This is a genomic window from Nonomuraea glycinis (assembly GCF_014646515.1).
Lineage (GTDB): Bacteria > Actinomycetota > Actinomycetes > Streptosporangiales > Streptosporangiaceae > Nonomuraea > Nonomuraea glycinis.
This window is the reverse complement of record NZ_BMNK01000002.1, coordinates 560,700-579,328: the sequence shown is the minus strand read 5'-3', so window position 1 is coordinate 579,328 and position 18,629 is coordinate 560,700. Positions and strand designations below refer to the sequence as shown.

Below are 18,629 nucleotides of genomic sequence, written 5' to 3'. Positions count from 1 at the left end.
CGCCCACAGCGTCCGGGTACCCGCTGGTGGGCGAGCCGACGGTGACGCGGGCCCCCACACGCCGGCCCTCCAGCCCGGTCACCCAGCCGGGCGGCACGGCCCCCGGCACGAGCCTGAAGGCGCTCGGGCCACCCCGGCGGTAGGAGGAGTCCACCGCCGCGCGTGAGGGCCACGCGGCCGCCACGTACTGCACGATGACCTTGGCCCCGGCCCGCACCTCGGCGCCCGAACCGTCGATCAGGGTGCGGGGCGGGGTCATGGGCGTCAGGTCGGCGGGCACGACGGGCAGCGGCCGGCCGACCAGGCGGGCGTCCGGCGGGTAGCCGCCGAGGATGTCGAGGACGACCACCAGCGGCTCCGCCGCCCCCACCTCGGCGAGCTCCATGCCGGGCCCGAGCACCTGCGCGGCGGGGCCGACCAGCAGCACCCGGCTGCCCGCCGGCTGCCCGATGAGAGCCTGGTGCCAGGTTTCCTGGACGTGCCGTCCGTCGAAGACGACCGTGATGGGCTGGTTGGCGTCGTAGGTGCTCAGCTGGGGGCTGTTGTCCGTCCACTTGAGGATCTCGACGTCGGCCAGCACCACGTCGCCGGGCATGGTGCGGCGTCCGCTCCCGACGCTGAGCACCGCCATCCTGGGCATGCGCCCGGGTGCGCCACGGGGGACGGAGACGACCGGCCTGGTGCCGAACGTGCCGGTCACCAGGGGCATCGTCCCGCCCTCCGTCACTCCGCAGGACGTGACGAGCACGAGTACGGCAGGCCAGAGCAGGCGCACGAATCCCCCCGGAAGCAGAACCACGACGCACGCTTCCTTGCCGCGATCGGCACAAGGGATGCCCACCGGCCGACAAAGGGGCGGCACACTGAGGGGCGTGAGCAAGCCGAACCTCGCCCGCAGGGTCGCCGAGGCAGCCGAGATCGCGCTGACCGACCACAAGTACGTGACGTTCATCGATGTGGTGACGGGCCTGCGCTGGCTGCGTTCGCGCCATGTCGACCTCTGGCGCCAGGGCCGCGCCGCCACGCTCGCCGAGCTCGCGGCGGTCGACGAGGACCGCCTGGTGACGACGGCCGCGCTGCTGCGGGACTGGGCGCGGGCCAAGGGCCTGCGTCCGGTGCCGACGCCGTACGTGTCCGGCAGCCGGGATCGCAGCCCGCTGCGCTTCACGACGCGGCCCGAGCAGGAGGCGTTTCAGGTGCACTGGCTGTCTCCCGAGCTGAGCGAGGCGCGGGCCAAGCGGCTGGTGGAGCGGCAGAGCAAGGCGCCGGACCTGGTGGTCGTGGCCCCGCTGGAGACCTGGGCGTGTGCCTCCTGCGCCGACACCGGCCCCTTCCTGATCATGGAGGATGCCGACGCGTACTGCCTGACCTGCGCGGATCTGGACCATCTGGTGTTCCTGCCGGCGGGCAACGCGGCGCTGAGCCGCCGGGCCAAGCAGGAGAGCGGCCTGGCGGCGGTGGTGGTGCGCTACAACCGGCGGCGCAAGGTCTATCAGCGGCACGGCCTGCTGGTGGAGGAGGCGGCCCTGATCCGGGCCGAGGAGCGCTGCCTGGCCGACGAGGACGCGCGGCTGCGCCGCCGTGAGCGCGACACGGTGCGCCGGGCCGAGCAGGACGTCGAATACCAGGCGACGATGGCGGCGCGGATCGCCCGGCTGTTCCCCGGCTGCCCGCCGGAGCGGGCCCAGGAGATCGCCGAGCACGCCGGGCTGCGCGGCAGCGGCCGGGTGGGCCGCACGGCCGCCGCCAGGGCGCTCGACGAGAACGCGATCACGCTGGCGGTGGTCGCCTCCGTCAGGCACCTCGACACCGACTACGACCGGCTGCTCATGGCGGGCGTGCCCCGGACGGAAGCGCGCGAGCGGATCAGGGACGCGATCGACCGCAAGCTGGCCGAGTGGCGGTAGCGTCCTGGCATGAGTGACTGGCACGACGTACGCGAAGAGCTCCGCGCGTTCGCGCTCGGGCTGCCCGAGACCCACGAGGACCACCCGTGGGGTGAGACGGTCATCAAGGTCAACAAGAAGGTCTTCCTGTTTCTCGGCATCGACGAGCAGACCGACAAGTGGGACCCGACCTTCGGGGTGAAGCTCCTGTCGCAGACGCACGGCCACGCGCTGACGGTCGAGGGGGCGGCGCCGAGCGGCTACGGGCTCGGCAAGGCCGGCTGGGTGACCGTGCCGTTCCTGGCCGAGCTGCCGGAGACCGAAGTGCTGCTCGACTGGGTGGAGGAGAGCTACCGGGCTATCGCCCCGAAACGGGCGATCAAGCTATTGGACGGCCAGCCGTAGCGCGAAGCCGACCAGCAGCACGCCGGTGACGCGCTCGATCCTGGCGCGGATACGCGGGGTGCGCAGCAGCGTGCCCGCCCGGTCCACGATCAGGTTGTAGAGGCTGAACCAGAGCGCGTACAGCAGGGCGACGATGGCCGACAGCAGCAGCGCGCTGCCCAGGGCGTCGCCGTGCGCCGGCAGAAACTGCGGCAGCCACGTCACGAACAGCAGCAGGACCTTGGGGTTGAGCAGGTTGGACAGCAGTCCCCTGCGCACGTGCCCGAGCGCGGAGCCGCCCGGCGCCGCCACGGGCGGCCGGTCGGCCTTGGCGGGCCCGGCCAGCAGGGCGTGTACGCCCAGCCAGAGCAGATAGCAGACGCCGAGCGCGCGGACGACGGTGAACGCGGCGGGCGAGGCCACCAGCAGGGCCGACAGGCCGATCGCGGCGGCCGCGGCGTGCACGGACAGGCCGAGCAGGCCGCCGAGCATGGTCAGCAGTCCGGCCATCCGGCCGTGGGCGAGGGAACTACGCATGATCAGGGCCGCGTCGGGGCCGGGAATCATGATCATCACGAGGGTGGTGACCACGAAGGTCAGCAGCATGGCGGGGGTCTCCCAGAGCCGAGCGCGCGCTCCCGCCGAACCCGCTCGTGCGCAGGCCGCACGGTGACGCGGGCGAACAGTGAAGGTGCCTTGTGGGCACTGTCAAAGGGTACCTGGCGCCGGTGACCGCCGGCCGCCGGGTGTGCCTCATGCGCTCAGGTGACCGCGAGCCACCTCACGTGCTCAGGTGACCGCGAGCCACCTCATGTGCTCAGGTGACCGCCAGTCGCTGGGTGTACTTCTCGTCCCGCCAGTGCTCCTTGTCCAGCACCTCCAGCAGCGTGCCGGCGGCGTCGTACACGTCCACGTAGCGGGTGTAGAGCGGGGCGAGCCCGAAGCGCAGGATGTCGGGGGCGCGGAAGTCGCCGTGCACGCCCCGGTCGATCAGCGCCCGCATCACCGGATAGCCGTCGGGGTGCCGGAAGCTGACGTGGCTGCCGCGCCGCTCCGCGTCGGCGGGCGAGGCGAGCTCCAGCGCGTCGCCGACCAGGTCGACGAGGAGCGAGCCCAGCGCCACGCTCTTGGCGCGCAGCAGGTCGAGCGGCACCCGCTCCCACACGTCGAGCGCCGCCTGCAGCGCCGCGAACGACAGCACGTGCGGCGTGCTCACCGCGAACCGCCTGATCCCCTCGGCGGGCCGGTAGTCGGCCTCGAACGCGAACGGCTCGGCGTGCGAGTGCCAGCCGGACAGGTCGTTCCGCGCGTCGGCGTGATGGCGCGGGTTGACGTAGAGGAAGGCCGGCGCCCCCGGTCCCGCGTTCAGATACTTGTACGTACATCCCACCGCGAAGTCAGCGGCCGAGACGTCCACCTGGAGCGCGCCGACGCTGTGGCACACGTCCCAGATCATCAGCGCCCCCGCCGCCTGCACCCGGGCGGTCACCTCGGCCACGTCGTGCCGCTCGCTGGTGCGGTAGTCGACCTCCGACAGCAGCACCACGGCCGCGTCGTCGAACCTGCCCTCGGCGAAGTCGCGGATCTCGTAGCCGCCGAGCGCACCGGCGAGCCCCTGGACCATGTAGTGGTCGGTCGGGAAGTTCCGCACGTCGGAGACGATCACCCGCCGGCCGGGGCGCAGCTTGAGCGCCGCCGCCACCGCCTGGTGGATCGCGATGGAGGTGGAGTTGCCCGCGACGACCTGGCCGGGGCCCACGCCGATGAGGGGCGCGATCCGGTCCCCCACGGTCAGCGGCAGGTCGTACCAGCCGGCGGTGTTCCAGCCGCCGACGAGCCGGCCGCCCCACTCCTCCTCCACCGCCTGCCGCACCCGCTCGGGAGTCCGCCTCGGCAGCGCGCCGAGCGAGTTGCCGACCAGGTAGATGACGCCTTCGGTCATGGTGAACTCGTGCCTGAAGTCCCGCAACGGGTCTTCGGCGTCCAGGGCGATGCAGCGGTCGCGATCCAGCACCTGAGTCACTCCTTCAGTGGCGTCTTCGCACCATTTTGGTAGTTCCAGGGATGAATTGCACCCTTCGCTCCCTCGGCGACGGGCGACCGGCGACCGGCGACCTGCGCGCCGCGCCAGGCCGCTGCCGCGCGACCCGGCCCCCGTTCGCCATGCTTGACAGCATGCGCACTCGTATCGACGAAGTCACGGCACATGACGGCTCCTTCGACGTCCACCTCTGGCTGCCGGAGGCCGGCCGTGGCCCCGGGATCCTGCTCATCCAAGAGCTCTTCGGCGTGGGCCCGCAGCTCAGGAGGGTCGCCGAGCGGCTCGCGGGGGACGGCTACGTCGTGGCCGCGCCGGACCTGTTCTGGCGGCTGCGGCCGGGCTGGCAGGCCGAGCCCGACGAGGCGGGGCTGGCCGCCTCGCTGGAGCTGGCCACCGGCTTCGACCTCCCGCAGGGAGTGGCCGACTGCGCGCTCGCCATGGCCCACCTGCGTGGGCTCACCGAGGTCACGGGCGGGACGGGCTCACTCGGGTTCTGCCTGGGCGGCTCGATCGCCTTCATGCTGGCCACGCAGATCGAGCAGGCCGCCGTGCTGTCGTTCTACGGCTCGGCCGTGCCCGAGGCGGCCGGGCTGACGGAACGGATCGACTCGCCGCTCCTGCTGGTCTTCGGCGGCAGCGACCCGTACATCTCGCGGGCGCGGGTCGCCCTGGTGGAGCGGGCCGCCGAGGGCAGGCCGAACGTGCGTACGCACATCGAGGAGGAGGCCGGGCACGCCTTCCTCAACGAGGCGCCGATGTTCCGCGATCCGGCGGCCGCCGAGCGGGCCTGGGGAGTGGCGATGGCGTTCCTGACCGAGCACCTGCCCACCTAGCCGCGTGGACAGCTTCCCGTAGCGGTGCGGGACCCGCAATCATGGGCCCGTGACGCGTACGTGGGATTTATGGGGAAACGTCATTATTGCTGCCGTCATTGCAGCACTTGTGGGCATCCTGGCAATCTTGCTGCTCGCCCGCCACCGGGCCCGCCGCGGCCACCCCGCCGCGGTGCGAACGGCCCTGGCCGACGTCGGGATCGTGGTCGGCACCGCCCCCTGGATCTGGATGATCCTCACCCCGGGGAGCGGCCAGGAGGGCATCAGTCTGTGGCCCGCTCAGGACCTCGGCTGGGTCGCCACCGAGTCCTCGCAGACCGTCCTCGTGCAGGTCGGAGGCAATCTCCTGGTGTTCGCCGCCCTCGGCGCGCTGCTGCCTGTCCGCAGCCCGCGCTGGGCGAGCGCGGCCCGCGTCGCCGCCGTCGCGGCCACCGCCTCGATCGTCCTGGAGACCCTCCAGTACGTCCTGCGCCTCGGCAGGTTCTCCTCCGCGGACGACGTGCTGATCAACACCATGGGGGCCGTGCTGGCGGCGTTGGTTACTCGCCGCTGGTGGGCGAGACGGATACCGGTCAGCAGGCAGGCGAGGTAGCGGTCGACAGAAAATCCTGGCTTCTCGACACACGGGCACACACCTCTCAAAAGAAGCGTGGGACCAACCTCTGCATCTGTGCAATCGTGGACATGACGGGGCAAGTTCTCTGGAGACGCCAAACGCGCTTGGTGACAGAGGGTGATCATCTGTGTCTGAATCCCCGGTACCCCACGAGCCCCCCATCTATCGACGCATCGCCGACAGCCTCCGCTCTCGGATCCTGTCCGGCGAACTGCGCGACGGGGACCGGCTACCGGGCGAGAACACGCTCATGGCCGACTACGCGGTCGCACGGGCCACCGCCAGGCAGGCGCTCAGCGTCCTGATCAACGAGGGGCTGGCGGTGCCGAAGCGGGGCTCGGGGGTCTATGTGCGACTGTTCAAGCCGATCCGCAGGCACGGCTCCCGCCGCCTGGCACGGACCCAATGGGGTCAGGGACGTTCGATCTGGGACGCCGACACCCGCGGCCGCCCGTTCACCGTGGACGAGGTGGAGGTGGTGCGCGAGCAGGCCACCGACGCCATCGCCGGCGTGCTGGACAGCCGTGAGGTCTGGGTACGCAGGCGGCGCTACTCCGTCGACGCCCGCCCCGTCCAGCTCTCCACCTCCTACTTCCCCGCCGACCAGGTCGAAGGCAGCGCGGTCACGGCCGTCGAGACCGGACCTGGCGGCGTCTACGCCCGCCTGAGCGACCTCGGCCTGCCACCCGCCCACTTCACCGAGGAAGTACGCGCCCGCATGCCCGGTCCCCGCGAGTGCACGCTGCTCGGCCTGCCGGGCGGCACCCCCGTCATCGTCATCGACCGCACCGCCTACACCGCGGGCGGCCGGCCCATCGAGCTCAACGAGATGGTCCTGGACGCCTCCGCGTATGTCCTCCAGTACGACTTCGACGCCTGAGCCTTTGCACGGCGATAGGCGGACCTGTCCCCTTCGATAATTGACGTCTCTAGAGAAGTGGCGCACCTTCGTAAGAGATGGAACCTCGCACAGGGTCCCCTCGGAAGGTTGACCAGATGACCTTTGACCGGCATCTAGCCGAAATCGCCCGAGAGCACTCCAAATGGACCATCTGGCGGAGCGACGCCGGGCGGTGGTGGGCCACTCGTCACCATCCGCTCGACGACGAGCAGTGCGCCGCCGGATGTGCGATGACCATCGACGCGGACGACCCGGACGACCTGCGCAAGCAGCTCCGGGACCAGGAGAGGCGGACGGGCGGGCCCGAGTGGAGGGCCGGCTCGGCCCCTCCGTAGCACGCGGTGGACCGTTCCCCGGTCCACCGTCCATGAGCAGCCCGGTGCCGGGTTCAGCAATCGGCGGCTCCGGCACCGGGCCACCAACGATCTCCCAGGGGATGCGTACGTGGAAGCCTCCGACCCGATCGGGGGCGGAGGCTTCCACCCGGCCCCTGGACGGCGAAAGGCCCCGCCGAACGGCGGGGCCTTCGTCGTCCTGCGGCTACTGGCGCAGCTGCAGGCGGCCGATGTTCACGTCCGTGTCCTCGGAGACACGGCTCTCCGAGGCGCGGCCCTCACGACCCTCTGGGACACGGCCCTCAGAGGCACGGCCCTCGGCCGGTGCCTCCTGGGGCCGGTCGTCACCCTGCTCCTGCTGCTCGTCCTTGACGATGACCCGCACGTCGTCCTGCGGCGCGGGCGTCTGGGGCTGGTCCGGCACCAGCGCGCCCGCCGCGGCCTCGTCGCGCATGAGGTCGCTGAGCACGGCGCTGACCTCGTTCAGCCGCCGCACGACCTCGCTGTGCGTGTTGGTCAGATATTCCACCCGGCGGCCGGCGTGCTCGTCCAGCGAGGTCACCCGCTGCTGCGCCGCCGTCAGCGCGGACTCGGCCTCCTCACGGGCGGACCCGACCGTCCGCTCGGCCTCACCCCGCGCGCTCGCGATCGTCTGCTCCGCCTCGGCGCGGGCCTGCGCCACCATCTGCTCGGCCTCGGACGTAGCGGTCGACACCAGCCGCTCCGCCTCGCTGGTGGCCTCCGATACCAGGCGCTCGGCCTCCGCGTGCGCCTCGCGCACCCGGGTCTCCGACTCCATGCGGGCGGCGCTGCGCGCCTCCTCGGCGTCGGAACCGGCCTGCGCCAGCATGCTCTCAGCCGCCTGCGTGGCCTCGCTCACCCGCCGCTCGGCCTCCGCCTGAGCCGAGGTGAGGATCTTGTCCGCGGTCTCGCGCGCCGAGGCCATGAGCCGCTCCGACTCGTTCTTCGCGGACTCGCGCAGGGCGCCGGTCTCGGCCTCCGCCTCCTCGCGCATCGCCAGGGCCTCTTCCTGGCCGAGCTTGAGTATCTGCTCCAGGCGGGTGCTCGGATTGAAGTTCTGCGGCACCTCGGCTATCTGCCGCCTGGCCTCCGCCAGCTCGATCCGGCCCTGCTCGGCCTGGTCGATCGCCCGCGCCAGCCGCTCCTCCAGGTCCCTGACCTGGTTACGGGTACGGATCATGTAGTCGTGGACCTGGCGGCGGTTGTAGCCGCGCATCACGACTTCGAAGGTGTCGTCCTGCATCAGATCGGGAATGCTGTCGTGCCGGTTTGTCATGGGGGTTACCTAAGGGTTTGCGTGAGGCGGGGGAAGAAAACTGCGGGTTGTGAGGGTCTGACGACGAGACGTCAAGAATCGACTTTCCTGCCATCTGCCCACGTCCGCAACCGGAACGCCAGACCCAGGGCGGGAATTACTATGGGGCAGATGTACATCGCTGCATTGAACAACGGGGCAGTCCCGGACATTCATCCCGAGGCTTACGTGGCTCCCGGAGCCGTCGTGGTGGGCAGGGTCTCCGTGGGCCGGGCATCCAGCATCTGGTACGGCTCCGTTCTCAGGGGTGACGACGAGCGGATCGAGGTGGGGGAGGAATGCAACGTACAGGATCTGAGCTGCCTGCACTCTGACCCGGGTGAGCCCACGATCCTGGAGTCGCGGGTCAGCCTGGGCCACAAGGCCATGGTGCACGGGGCCCACGTGGAGACGGGCGCGCTGATCGGCATCGGCGCGATCGTGCTCGGCGGCGCGCGCATCGGCGCGGGCACCCTGGTCGCCGCCGGAGCCCTGGTCGGCCCCGGCAAGCGCATCCCGGCCGGCGTGCTGGTCGCCGGGGTGCCCGGCAAGATCGTGCGTGAGCTCACCGACGACGACCGGGCCGCCTTCGCCCACACAGCGGACCGCTACCAGGCCAAGGCGATCAGACACCGGCAGGCGTCACCAATTTGATCAGCACCTCGTCCGGCACCGAGGCGGTGTTGAGCGGGTCGGCGTAATCGGGCAGGCTCGGCCGCAGGAACCGGACGAAGTCCACGGTCATCTTCAGGTCCGGCAGCCCCTTGACCTGCTTGGCGTTGCCCTTGGTCGCGTCCTTCTTGAGGGTGCTGTAGCTGTCCCAGTCCGTGTAGGCGCTGACCCCCCACTGCAGCACCTCGGGAAAGTCCGACTCCCAGCGGTTGCCGATCTTCCAGGTGCCGCCGTCCTCCTTGTACAGGGCTACGGCGACCCTGCCGAGCCTGGCCAGGACGAGGTCCACCCACTCGGACTCGACCGCTGACTCCTTGGGTTTGCTGCTGCCCTTCGTGGTGAGTTTCACCTCCAACTGGCCGGCCTTGTCGGTCGTGCCGGTCGCGATGGCCATCCAGTGCGGGGCGGCGTAGGTGTTGGGCTCCCTGGCCATCAGGCCGCCGATGGAGAACTTGCGCTTGGGCCGGCCACCCTTCTTGCCCTCGACCTTGACCCTGGCGTGCATGACGATGTCCCCGGCGAGATCCTGGTAGACGAACGGGCCGCGGAAGCCGTCGAACCACGCCGAAGTCTTGGGCTCCAGGTACATCGCGCCCTTGGCGGTCTTGTCGACGTCGAGTTTCGCGATCCGGTCCACGTCCTTCTCCGTGGCGCTGAGCTTCTTCCACATGGACAGGTCGGTGGCGGCGTCGAACTCCGTGGAGGCGCCGCCCACCTCGCCTCCAGGGTCGGGCGGCGTGGCCGCGGCCAGGGTCAGCACGCCTGCCACGTCGGGCGGCGGCTGCAGCGGCGTCGCCGTCCCGCACCCGGCGAGTAAGCCCACGGCCGCCACCATCCACGCCTTATTCACCCTCATGGCGGACATTCTGCCGTGTTATCCCCATGAGCGATCCGAGTACGCCCAGTACGATGGCCGCCGTGCGCCCCTGGAACGCGTTCGATGCCGCCGAGGCGGAGGTCCGCTCGATGGTCTCCGACGCGCGCTGGCGGACGCTGCCCGAGCCCGATCGCGCCCACCTCATCGCCGCCAGGACCCTGGTGACGCGCGACGGCGACAGGTGGCTGTTCGGCGCGCACGCGCGCTGGCACCTGCACGATCCGGCCGACGGCCGCTGGCACCTCGCCCCGCCGCCCAGACGCCTGCGGGCGCGGCAGGAGGGGCACCACACGTCCGCGCTGCCCGCGGGCGTCATCCCCAGCGGGCCGGACTTCGCCGCCGAGCCCGGCTCCACCCAGGCGTTCGTCGGCCCCGACGTGTCCGTCAAGCTGTGCGAGCAGATGCGGGAGCTGCTGCGCGCCAACTGCCGCAAGCCCGAGCTGGACTACCCGCTCACCTCCTTCGGCGACATCTTCGCCCGGGACGTGCCGAGCACGGTCGCCGCGGTGTGGGGCACCATCATGTGGTGCGCCTACGCGCCGGCCTTCGACGGCAACGAGCGGCTGCTCACCATGTTCGGCGAGTTCCTGCGCAAGCCGCTGCCGGGCGACGAGTGGGTGCGCTGGCTGCCGGCCCCGCCGCTGGTCGACCTGGTCACCCTCGTCGCCGAGCGCCGGCGTGCCGGTCATCCGCGCACCGCGCTGCGCCTGGCCGCGCTGATCGGTGACGCCGCGCACATCCTGCTGTGGGACAGCCGCTTCAGGCCGCGTGCTCTCGCGCTGCTGACGATGGTCGAGCCCGTGCTCAAGCGTCCAGAGCTGGACGACGAGGCGGCCCTGCGGGACGACGACGCCCTGCGCCGGGCGTGGCTGCGACGCTGCCCGCCGCGGCTCGCCAGAGCGGTGCTGGCGGAGACCGACCCGGAGGCTCATCTGTCGCACACCGTCTACGACCTGGTCGAGGCGCTGGCCTTCGCCCCCGATCCGGCACGCGCCGCCGCCACCTACCTGGCCGACCTGTCGGACTCCCGGGGCACGCTGCCCGCCCGGCTCGACCACCGGCTCAGACACGCCTACGACGACTTGCGCCGCGCGGGGCTCACCAGCACCTCGGCGAGCGAACGGACCGAGCCTGACGGGTTTCCGGTGATGCCTGGCCCGCGCTTTCCGTCGACGGGTCCGCACACAGGGCCGGGCGACTCGCGTACAGGGCCTCGGGAGCATTTCACGGGGTTGCCGGGCGACTCGCGTACAGGATCGGGGTTTGAGGGGCCGGGGCTCACGCGCGCCGGAGAGGGAGCGGCGGGCGGGGTGTTGCCGGCGGATCGGGCCGGGGCTGCGGCGGTGCTGGGGGCCGCGTACGCCGTCGGGCTGGCATGGAGCGGGGTTTCCGGGGCACGGGTGCCGGAGCGCGGGTTCGCGGGGTCTGCGGCGCTGGTGCAGCGGCTAATCCACGAACGCGACGACAGCCCCATCTAAACCACTAATACCGTTATTTCACCCTAACTCCGGCTATATCGTTCTAACGCTTCAGCAACGGGCCATTAGCTGAATTGTGATCTCGGATTCGGGAAATGATCCTCATGGGGACCAGGTGACGGCGGAAGGAATGACTCCGATGGGCCATGTCGCCGGAAGGTCCCGCGCCGTAACCTCGAAGTGGGTGTGGGCTGCGGAAGGAAGGACGACGCGGTGGGGCACAATGACCTGGACTCTCGGGTCCACGACCGTGTCGCGTTGGACGAGATTGCGCTTTACGCCGAGGTGCTCACCGCCGTAGCAGTAAGCGAGCGGCGGTTGACCTTGGACGAGCTCGACGACGCGCTCGGATTGCGGACTTCGGCGAGCCGCTGAAGACGATCACTAGACCGGTCCCGGACTCCTCAAGGGGTCCGGGACAATGGTCGCCAGGAGTGGTTCAGCATAACTAGTCAATCGCGTGATCAAGCTCCCGCGAATCCACTCCACCACTCCGCTACGCGTCCTTTACGAGACCTTTGCCGACGGCTACGAGCGGACGAGCCGCGCGATGGCGGCCGAGGCCTCCTTGACCTTCGCGTCGGCCTCCGGTCCACCGGTGGCGATGGCGTCGGCCACGCAGTGCGAGATGTGCTCCTCCAGCAGCCCGAGCGCCACCGCCTGCAGCGCCCTGGTGGCCGCGGAGACCTGGGTGAGCACGTCGATGCAGTAGGCGTCGTCGTCGACCATCCGCTGCAGGCCCCTGATCTGGCCCTCGATCCGCCTGAGCCGCGTCAGATAGGCCTGCTTGTCTCCGCTGTACCCATGCATGGTCCTAAGGTACCCGCTACCGGTATCGCTCACCGGAGGTCGGCGATCAGCTTCTCCCACTGCTCGCCCACCTCGTCGGCCGCGTGCCGGATCGCGGTGTCCAGCGCGCCGGCGGCCAGGGAGCGACGCCTGCGCTCGTCGTCGATCAGCGCCAGCAGCGCCGCCGCGAACAGTTCGAGCTCCACGCCGCCCTCCGGCACGAGCACGCCGTTGTAGCCGGTCGCGACGTACTCCGCGGGCCCCCTCGCCCCCTCGTACGCCACCACCGGCACCCCGCAGCCCATGGCCTCCAGGACGGTCATGCCGAGATCGGCGCTGTGCGAGGTGTTGGCCACGATCGACGACTTGGCGAACTCGCCGGCCAGGTCGGGGGTGGTGCCCATGAAGTAGACGTGGTTGTGCAGGTCCAGCTCGGCGACCAGGGAGCGCAGCCGCCGCTCCTCCGAGCCGCCGCCGTACAGCCTCAGCCGCCAGTCGGGGCGCTTGTCCGCGACGATCGCGAAGGCCCTGACCAGACGGTCGTAGGCCTTCGCCGGCACCCATCTGCCGCCCGCCGCCACGATCCGGTTGTCCATCCGCGAGCGCGGCCAGGGGGCGCTCGGGAGGGCGTCGGGCACGGCGTGCACGGCCGGGCCGCCGTCCAGCAGCCTGGTCCACTCCTCCTGCGCCGACTCGGTGGCGGTGACGACCGCGTCGAGCCGGGGGTAGAGCCGCTTGACCGGCCCCGGAACGGCCGGGCGGCCCCACTCTCGGGCGATCCGCAGCACTTCCCGGGGAGCGTGCCTGGCCGACTGGACACTTAATCCTGGCCGGGTGGTGATGAGCACGTCGCACTTGAGATTGCGCAGCACCCGCCACAGCGCCACCTCGGTGCGCACCTGCCCCTTGGGGAACAGGTGGCGGACGCCCGGCCTGGTGTCGATGACCGTGCGCATGGTGACGTTCGGCCCGACGGGGAAGAAGGGCTTCTCCTTCGGCCGTCTGAGGCTGATCACCTCGACCTCGTGCCGCTGCGAGAGCGCCGTGGCGAGATTCAGGGAGGAACGCACGTCGCCGCGCATGCCGTACGCGGAGGAGAGCAGCAGGCTGATCTTCACCCGCCCACCTCGATGCGCAGCTCGTCGTCGGCGGTGTAGGAGGGTCTGATGGGCACGCCGTCGACCCTGGCCGAGGGGTAGTGCAGCCGGCGGCGCTTGCCGTCCACGTCGTCCAGCCAGCCGCCGAGCCGCAGCGGCGCGGGGACCCCGGCCACCTCCAGCGACGGCTCCCAGGTGCCGGCCGCCTCCGGGTCGGCCGCGAGCACGTCCACCAGCGAGACCGCGGCGTGGAAGCGCACGCCCTGCACGGTCGCGTTGGACGTGACGTGCGCGCCCGTCTGTCTGCGATGCAGCGACAGCACGGCCTCGTGGCGTGAGTCGTCGTCGTCGAGCCCGGTGTAGGCGAGCAGGCCCGTCACCTCGAAGCGGCCCTCCCTGAACCAGATCGCGCGGACCTCCGCCACCGGATCGGCCTCGTCGATCTTGAGTGCCAGGTAGCCGTTGCGGGTGCGGTAGGAGCGGTAGGACAGCGTGCGTTCGCACAGGGCGTAGGCGTCGAGGTGGTCGAGCGAGAAGCCCGGATCGATGGTGCGCAGCCGCATCCGCTTGCCGCCCCGGCGCAGATAGGCGTCCCAGCGCCCGGCGCTGAGCAGCAGCGGCGCGAGCGACACCGCCAGGGTGGCCTCGCGGGCCACCGCCCCCGGCGTGCCGAGCAGCACCCCGCGCTCGACCCCCGAGGTGCGATGCCTGAGCACCAGCTCGGTCCCGCTGCGCAGCGGCTCCTGCATGGCCAGCCTCAAGGAGAGTACGTCTGCCAGGGTGACTTCCGCGTCTGTGACAACGACGCTCATCACGAGCCCCCCTCCCCGTCGAATAGAGCCATGCGACGTTGAGGTTACCGTGATTTTCCCGTTATGTGGATGGCAAATTTCCTGCCGTGGAGCCACTTGACGTGCGGAACTCCTCCACAAGACCTGTGGAGGAGTCCGACTTTTCTCCGTCAGGAAGAGCTCTTGACCGATTTGATCAAAAGCTGGGCGACGTCCACGACCTCCAGCGACTCCTTGGCCTCGCCGGTGCCCTTCTTCTCGTTGATCGCGTCGCCGAGCATCACCATGCAGAAGGGGCAGGCGGTGGAGACCGTGTCCGGGTTCGTGGTCAGCGCCTCGTCCACCCGCTCGGTGTTGATCCGCTTGCCGATGCGCTCCTCCATCCACATCCGCGCGCCGCCGGCGCCGCAGCAGAAGCCGCGGTCCTTGTGCCGGTGCATCTCCTGGGTCTGCACCCCGGGCACCTTGGACATGATGTCGCGGGGCTGGGAGTAGACCTTGTTGTGGCGGCCGAGGAAGCACGGGTCGTGGTAGGTGATCTTCTCCTCGATCGGCGTGATCGGGGTGAGCAGCCCCTCGTCGACCAGCTTCGACAGCAGCTGGGTGTGGTGCACGACCTCGTAGGTGCCGCCCAGCTGGGGATATTCGTTGGCCAGGGTGTTGAAGCAGTGCGGGCAGGTGGCGACGATCTTCTTGACGCCCGCGTCGTTCAGCGTCTCGATGTTCTGCTGGGCGAGCATGTTGAACAGGTATTCCATGCCCAGCCGGCGGGCCGGGTCGCCGGTGCACGCCTCCATCGGGCCCAGCACCGCGAACTTCACGCCGGCGATGTGCAGGAGCTCGGCGACGGCCTTGGTGGTCTTCTTCGCCCGGTCCTCCAGCGCGCCCGCGCAGCCGACCCAGAAGAGGTATTCGGCGTCCTCGGGCATCTTCTCGTCGACGAGCTCGACCTCGAAGTCCAGCTCCTCGATCCAGTCGGCGCGCTTCATCTCGGACATGCCCCACGGGTTGCCCTTGTTCTCCAGGTTCTTCACCATCACTCCCGCCTCCGACGGGAACGACGACTCGACCATCACCTGGTAGCGGCGCATGTCGAGGATGTGGTCGATGTGCTCGATGTCCACCGGGCACTGCTCGACGCAGGCGCCACAGTTGGTGCACGCCCAGAGCACGTCGGGGTGGATCACGCCCTCCTCGCCGACCAGCGGCTTCTCCAGCAGCGCCAGCACGTCGGTGCCGGCGTGCGGGTTGTCCTCGGGCTTGACCCCGGCGGCGGCCGCCATGAGGTAGGGGGCGACCTTGAAGGCGTGGTCACGCTGGTCGAGGATGAGCATCTTGGGCGACAGCGGCTTGTCGGTGTTCCAGGCCGGGCACTGCGACTGGCAGCGGCCGCACTCGGTGCAGGAGTAGAAGTCGAGGAAGCCCTTCCAGGTGGTGTCCCCGATCTTGCCGCGGCCCAGCCGCTCCGGGTCCAGGTCCTCGTCCTCGAAGTCGACCGGCTTGCCGTCGACGCGCATCTCGACGGCCCCGCCCAGCGCGTCGGGCCGGCGGGAGAAGGCGATGTTGAGCGGCGCGGTGAAGATGTGCAGGTGCTTGGAGTAGACCACGATGACCAGGAACACCAGCATGAAGCCGATGTGCAGGAGCAGCGCGATCTCCTCCAGCAGCGCGCTCTGCGGCAGCGCGTTGCCCAGCGGGATCGAGACGAAGGCGCCCGAGGTGTAGGGAAGGTTGCCGTTGGCCGACGCGGCGCCTCTGGCCAGGAAGAGCGTCCAGATGATGTTGAAGATCATGAACAGGACGAGCCAGGCCCCGCTCAGGTGCGAGCCGGAGAAGCGGGAGTCGCGGCCCAGCGTCTTGGGCGAGTTCTTCACCCGGATGATCGCGAAGGCGACCAGGCCGAGCAGGCAGGCGACCGCGATGAAGTCCTGCAGGAAGCCGAGCACCGCCCAGGTGCCGATGAGCGGGATGTGGAAGTCCGGCGTGCCGGTGATCGCCCCCTGGACGATCGCGCCGTACGCCTCGATGTAGACCGTCAGCAGGATGAAGAACGCCCACATGACGAAAAAGTGCGCGATGCCGGACGGGGTCCACTTGAGCAGCTTCTTCTGCCCGAACACCTCGACCAGCTGCGCCTTGAGCTCGGCGCCCAGATGGGTCCTGGCATAGTCGACCCGTTCGGGCGCCGGTGGACCCACTGTCGCGAGCTTGAATAGGAACAACATCCTGCGGCCCGCGACGGCCACCGCCAGAACGGTCATCACGAGTCCGATGATGGCAACCCAGAGCACGGGGGTCCTCCCACAGACGATGTCGCTGCCAGCGTACTGACCTGGCCTCACCCCGGATCCTACTCATGGGTAACAACACCGGGGTAACGCCTCTCACCTTATGGTTACCCTCACCACCGGAACAATGCTCTACTCGACGAAATAGCGCTGGATCGTCGGGGCCAGCAGATCGATCAGTTCCTCCGGATCCGCGCTGGCCATCGGCTCGAGCCTGAGCACGTAACGGGCCATCAGCACGCCGAACATCTGCGCGAAGGCCGCCTCGATCCGCAGGTGCGGCACGCCGAGCTCCTCCGCCACCCGGCTCAGCAGAGCCCTGGTGACGAACTCCTTGAACATCTGCGCGGCCTGCTCGTTGGTCATCGCCGACCGGATCAGCGCGATCATCGGCTCGCGTGTCTCCGCCTCGGCGGTCACCGTCAATATCATCGTGACCAGCCTGCGGCCGAGCTCCTCGCGCGGGCCGTCGAGCAGCGTCGGGATCACCAGCTCCGGCGTGACCGGCAGCCGCATCGCCTCGGTGAACATCCGGTCCTTGGTGTCAAAGTAGTGGTGCACCAGGGCCGGATCGACCTGCGCCTCACGGGCGATGCCGCGCACCGTCGCCTTGTCGAACCCCTTCTCCGCGAACACCTTCCTGGCCGCGCTGAGAATCTCCCCACGCGTGTCCGCCGAACCGGGCCTGCGCCCGGGCCGCCGCTTGACCGTCACCGGCCCACCGCCAGATAGACCCGCATCGGCACCGACAGCACGCCCCCCGGGAACTCACGCGCCAGCTCCGCCCGCTCCCGCCCGATCAGCTCGTCGGCCACCTCAGGCGACAGCACCGCCATGAAGGAGTGCGAGCGCAGGTCCACCAGGAAGTCCTCGATCGTGACCAGCCTGGTCCACGGGATCCAGCGCTCCTCGACCAGCTCCATCGCCGCCGCGATCGGCGGCACCGACCACTCCTCCAGCGCCTGCCCCCAGTAGCCGGGACAGCTGCCCGCCAGGCGCCGCTCGTAGGCGGCCAGCCACTCGGCCTGGGCGGCGTGGGTGAGGTTCCAGCAGCCGGCGATGGCCCCGCCCGGCCGCAGCACCCGCCGGGCCTCGGCGATGGAGGCCACCGGGTCGAGCCAGTGCCAGGACTGGGCGTACGTCACCAGATCGGCGACCCCGCCGGCGAGAGGGAGCGCGTTGCCGTCGGCCAGCACCGCCGCGACGGCGGCGGGCGCCTGTCCGGCGGCGCGCGAGCGCAGCTTGGCCAGCATCTCCGCGCCCGGGTCCACCGCGATGACCTGTGACCCGCGGGCCCGCAGGGCGTGCGTCAGGATGCCCGTGCCGGCGCCGACGTCCACCGCCGTCGCGCCGTCGAGCCCGACGCCCGACACCTCCGACAGCGCCCGGTAGAGCTCGTCGGGATAGGTGGGCCGGCCCGCGTCGTAGGCGTCGGCGACGCTGTCGAACACCCGGCCCAGCCCTCTCATCGGCCCCACACTCATGGGGAGGTCGCCAGGTAGAGCCGGGCGAAGGCCAGCGCCTCCGCCAGGTCGTCGATCCGCTCGGTGCGACCGGCCGCCTTGCGGGTGTTGATCTCCAGGACGACCAGGCCGCTGTAACCGTTGCCCGCCAGGCGCTGCAGGATGGCGGCGCACGGCTGGTTGCCCCTGCCGGGCACCAGGTGCTCGTCCTTGTTGGTCACGCCGAGGCCGTCGGCCAGGTGCAGGTGCGCCAGCCGGTCGCCCAGCTTGGTGGCCATCTCCATGGCGTCCGAGCCGGACACGGCGGTGTGCGACAGGTCGAGCGTGACCTGCGGGAAGTCGAAGTCGACCGGGTCCCACCCAGGGGAGTAGGGGACGACGTCGTTGCCTCTGGCCCGCAGCGGGAACATGTTCTCGACCGCGAAGGTCACCGCGGTCTCGTCGCGCATGCGGGCCAGGCCCGTCTCGAAGTCACGGGCGTAGTCGCGCTGCCAGCGGAACGGCGGGTGCACCACGACGGTGGACGCGCCGAGCCGCTCGGCGGCTTTCTGGGCCTTGACCAGCTTGGCCCACGGATCGCGCCCCCAGACCCGCTGGGTGACGAGCAGACAGGGCGCGTGGATGGCCAGGACGGGAATCTCGTAGTGATCGGAAAGCCGTTCGATCACGTCGATGTCCTGGCTCACCGGGTCGGCGCCGACCATGATCTCGACACCGTCGTAACCCAGCCGGGCGGCCAGCTCGAACGCATCGGGAGTGCGTTCCGGATATACCGAAGCAGTGGACAATGCGATCTTCGCATTGGGCACGCGGATGACATCAGCCACGCGACCCAGCCTAAGCCGGATGACCGGATATGGCGC

The 18,629-nt window shown here is 70.3% G+C and carries 20 protein-coding genes; 8 read left to right on the top strand and 12 right to left on the bottom strand.

Going from position 1 to position 18,629, the window contains the following annotated elements; translation table 11 throughout:
* A partial coding sequence (locus IEY87_RS08005) for an FKBP-type peptidyl-prolyl cis-trans isomerase (RefSeq protein WP_189137832.1) occupies positions 1-799 on the bottom strand: 799 nt, incomplete at its 3' end.
* A gap of 73 nt (positions 800-872) precedes the next feature.
* Between IEY87_RS08005 and IEY87_RS08000 the strand changes: the two genes are divergently transcribed.
* Together IEY87_RS08000 and IEY87_RS07995 are read left to right on the top strand one after the other, a co-directional pair.
* The gene (locus tag IEY87_RS08000; protein WP_225277096.1) at positions 873-1,907 is read left to right on the top strand and encodes a DUF2293 domain-containing protein; all 1,035 of its coding nucleotides are present in this window, start codon (positions 873-875) and stop codon (positions 1,905-1,907) included.
* Positions 1,908-1,916: 9 nt separating this feature from the next.
* Entirely contained in the window at positions 1,917-2,291 is a 375-nt protein-coding gene (locus IEY87_RS07995; protein WP_189137830.1) for an MmcQ/YjbR family DNA-binding protein, read from the top strand.
* Here IEY87_RS07995 and IEY87_RS07990 read toward each other — a convergent pair.
* Positions 2,271-2,876, bottom strand: coding sequence for a LysE family translocator (locus tag IEY87_RS07990; RefSeq protein WP_189137829.1), 606 nt, complete (start codon positions 2,874-2,876; stop codon positions 2,271-2,273). The genes IEY87_RS07995 and IEY87_RS07990 overlap by 21 nt on opposite strands.
* A gap of 211 nt (positions 2,877-3,087) precedes the next feature.
* Entirely contained in the window at positions 3,088-4,293 is a 1,206-nt protein-coding gene (gene kynU, locus IEY87_RS07985) for a kynureninase (RefSeq protein WP_189137828.1), read from the bottom strand.
* Between the two features lie 152 nt (positions 4,294-4,445).
* On the opposite strand from kynU, the gene IEY87_RS07980 reads away from it, so the two are divergent.
* The 4 genes from IEY87_RS07980 (at position 4,446) to IEY87_RS07965 (ending at position 6,996) form a co-directional block, all read left to right on the top strand.
* Positions 4,446-5,144, top strand: coding sequence for a dienelactone hydrolase family protein (locus tag IEY87_RS07980; protein WP_189137827.1), 699 nt, complete (start codon positions 4,446-4,448; stop codon positions 5,142-5,144).
* A gap of 127 nt (positions 5,145-5,271) precedes the next feature.
* Complete coding sequence (locus IEY87_RS07975) at positions 5,272-5,736, top strand: VanZ family protein (protein WP_225277097.1); 465 nt, start codon at positions 5,272-5,274, stop codon at positions 5,734-5,736.
* 151 nt (positions 5,737-5,887) lie between these two features.
* Entirely contained in the window at positions 5,888-6,640 is a 753-nt protein-coding gene (locus tag IEY87_RS07970) for a GntR family transcriptional regulator (protein ID WP_189137825.1), read from the top strand.
* A 116-nt stretch (positions 6,641-6,756) separates the two neighbouring features.
* On the top strand, positions 6,757-6,996 hold the full coding sequence (locus IEY87_RS07965; protein WP_189137824.1) for a hypothetical protein: 240 nt from the start codon (positions 6,757-6,759) through the stop codon (positions 6,994-6,996).
* Positions 6,997-7,201: 205 nt separating this feature from the next.
* On the opposite strand, the gene IEY87_RS07960 is transcribed toward IEY87_RS07965, so the two are convergent.
* Positions 7,202-8,293 (bottom strand): coiled-coil domain-containing protein, encoded by a 1,092-nt coding sequence (locus IEY87_RS07960; RefSeq protein WP_189137823.1) that lies wholly within the window; start codon positions 8,291-8,293, stop codon positions 7,202-7,204.
* Positions 8,294-8,443: 150 nt separating this feature from the next.
* On the opposite strand from IEY87_RS07960, the gene IEY87_RS07955 reads away from it, so the two are divergent.
* The gene (locus IEY87_RS07955; protein WP_189137822.1) at positions 8,444-8,965 is read left to right on the top strand and encodes a gamma carbonic anhydrase family protein; all 522 of its coding nucleotides are present in this window, start codon (positions 8,444-8,446) and stop codon (positions 8,963-8,965) included.
* Here IEY87_RS07955 and IEY87_RS07950 read toward each other — a convergent pair.
* Positions 8,937-9,839, bottom strand: coding sequence for a DUF1349 domain-containing protein (locus IEY87_RS07950; RefSeq protein ID WP_189137821.1), 903 nt, complete (start codon positions 9,837-9,839; stop codon positions 8,937-8,939). The two genes, IEY87_RS07955 and IEY87_RS07950, sit on opposite strands and share 29 nt — an antisense overlap.
* Positions 9,840-9,892: 53 nt before the next feature.
* Here IEY87_RS07950 and IEY87_RS07945 point away from each other — a divergent pair, with 53 nt between their 5' ends.
* Positions 9,893-11,338, top strand: a complete 1,446-nt coding sequence (locus tag IEY87_RS07945) for a hypothetical protein (protein ID WP_225277188.1) — start codon at positions 9,893-9,895, stop codon at positions 11,336-11,338.
* A gap of 528 nt (positions 11,339-11,866) precedes the next feature.
* On the opposite strand, the gene IEY87_RS07940 is transcribed toward IEY87_RS07945, so the two are convergent.
* The 7 genes from IEY87_RS07940 to IEY87_RS07910 form a co-directional block, all read right to left on the bottom strand.
* Positions 11,867-12,148: a metal-sensitive transcriptional regulator gene (locus tag IEY87_RS07940; protein ID WP_049560737.1), complete on the bottom strand. Its 282-nt coding sequence runs from the start codon at positions 12,146-12,148 to the stop codon at positions 11,867-11,869.
* A gap of 29 nt (positions 12,149-12,177) precedes the next feature.
* Positions 12,178-13,245: a glycosyltransferase gene (locus tag IEY87_RS07935; RefSeq protein ID WP_189137819.1), complete on the bottom strand. Its 1,068-nt coding sequence runs from the start codon at positions 13,243-13,245 to the stop codon at positions 12,178-12,180.
* On the bottom strand, positions 13,242-14,036 hold the full coding sequence (locus tag IEY87_RS07930; RefSeq protein WP_189137818.1) for a hypothetical protein: 795 nt from the start codon (positions 14,034-14,036) through the stop codon (positions 13,242-13,244). Before IEY87_RS07930 ends, IEY87_RS07935 begins: the two co-directional genes overlap by 4 nt.
* A 149-nt stretch (positions 14,037-14,185) precedes the next feature.
* Positions 14,186-16,276: a (Fe-S)-binding protein gene (locus IEY87_RS07925; RefSeq protein WP_263651788.1), complete on the bottom strand. Its 2,091-nt coding sequence runs from the start codon at positions 16,274-16,276 to the stop codon at positions 14,186-14,188.
* Positions 16,277-16,435: 159 nt separating this feature from the next.
* Positions 16,436-17,017, bottom strand: coding sequence for a TetR/AcrR family transcriptional regulator (locus IEY87_RS07920; RefSeq protein WP_189137816.1), 582 nt, complete (start codon positions 17,015-17,017; stop codon positions 16,436-16,438).
* Positions 17,014-17,772 carry a class I SAM-dependent methyltransferase gene (locus IEY87_RS07915; protein WP_189137815.1) on the bottom strand — a complete coding sequence of 253 codons (759 nt, stop codon included), beginning with the start codon at positions 17,770-17,772 and terminating at the stop codon, positions 17,014-17,016. The genes IEY87_RS07920 and IEY87_RS07915 overlap by 4 nt, the downstream gene beginning before the upstream one ends.
* Positions 17,773-17,783: 11 nt before the next feature.
* Positions 17,784-18,593: a sugar phosphate isomerase/epimerase family protein gene (locus IEY87_RS07910; protein WP_189137814.1), complete on the bottom strand. Its 810-nt coding sequence runs from the start codon at positions 18,591-18,593 to the stop codon at positions 17,784-17,786.
* Positions 18,594-18,629: the final 36 nt, after the last annotated feature.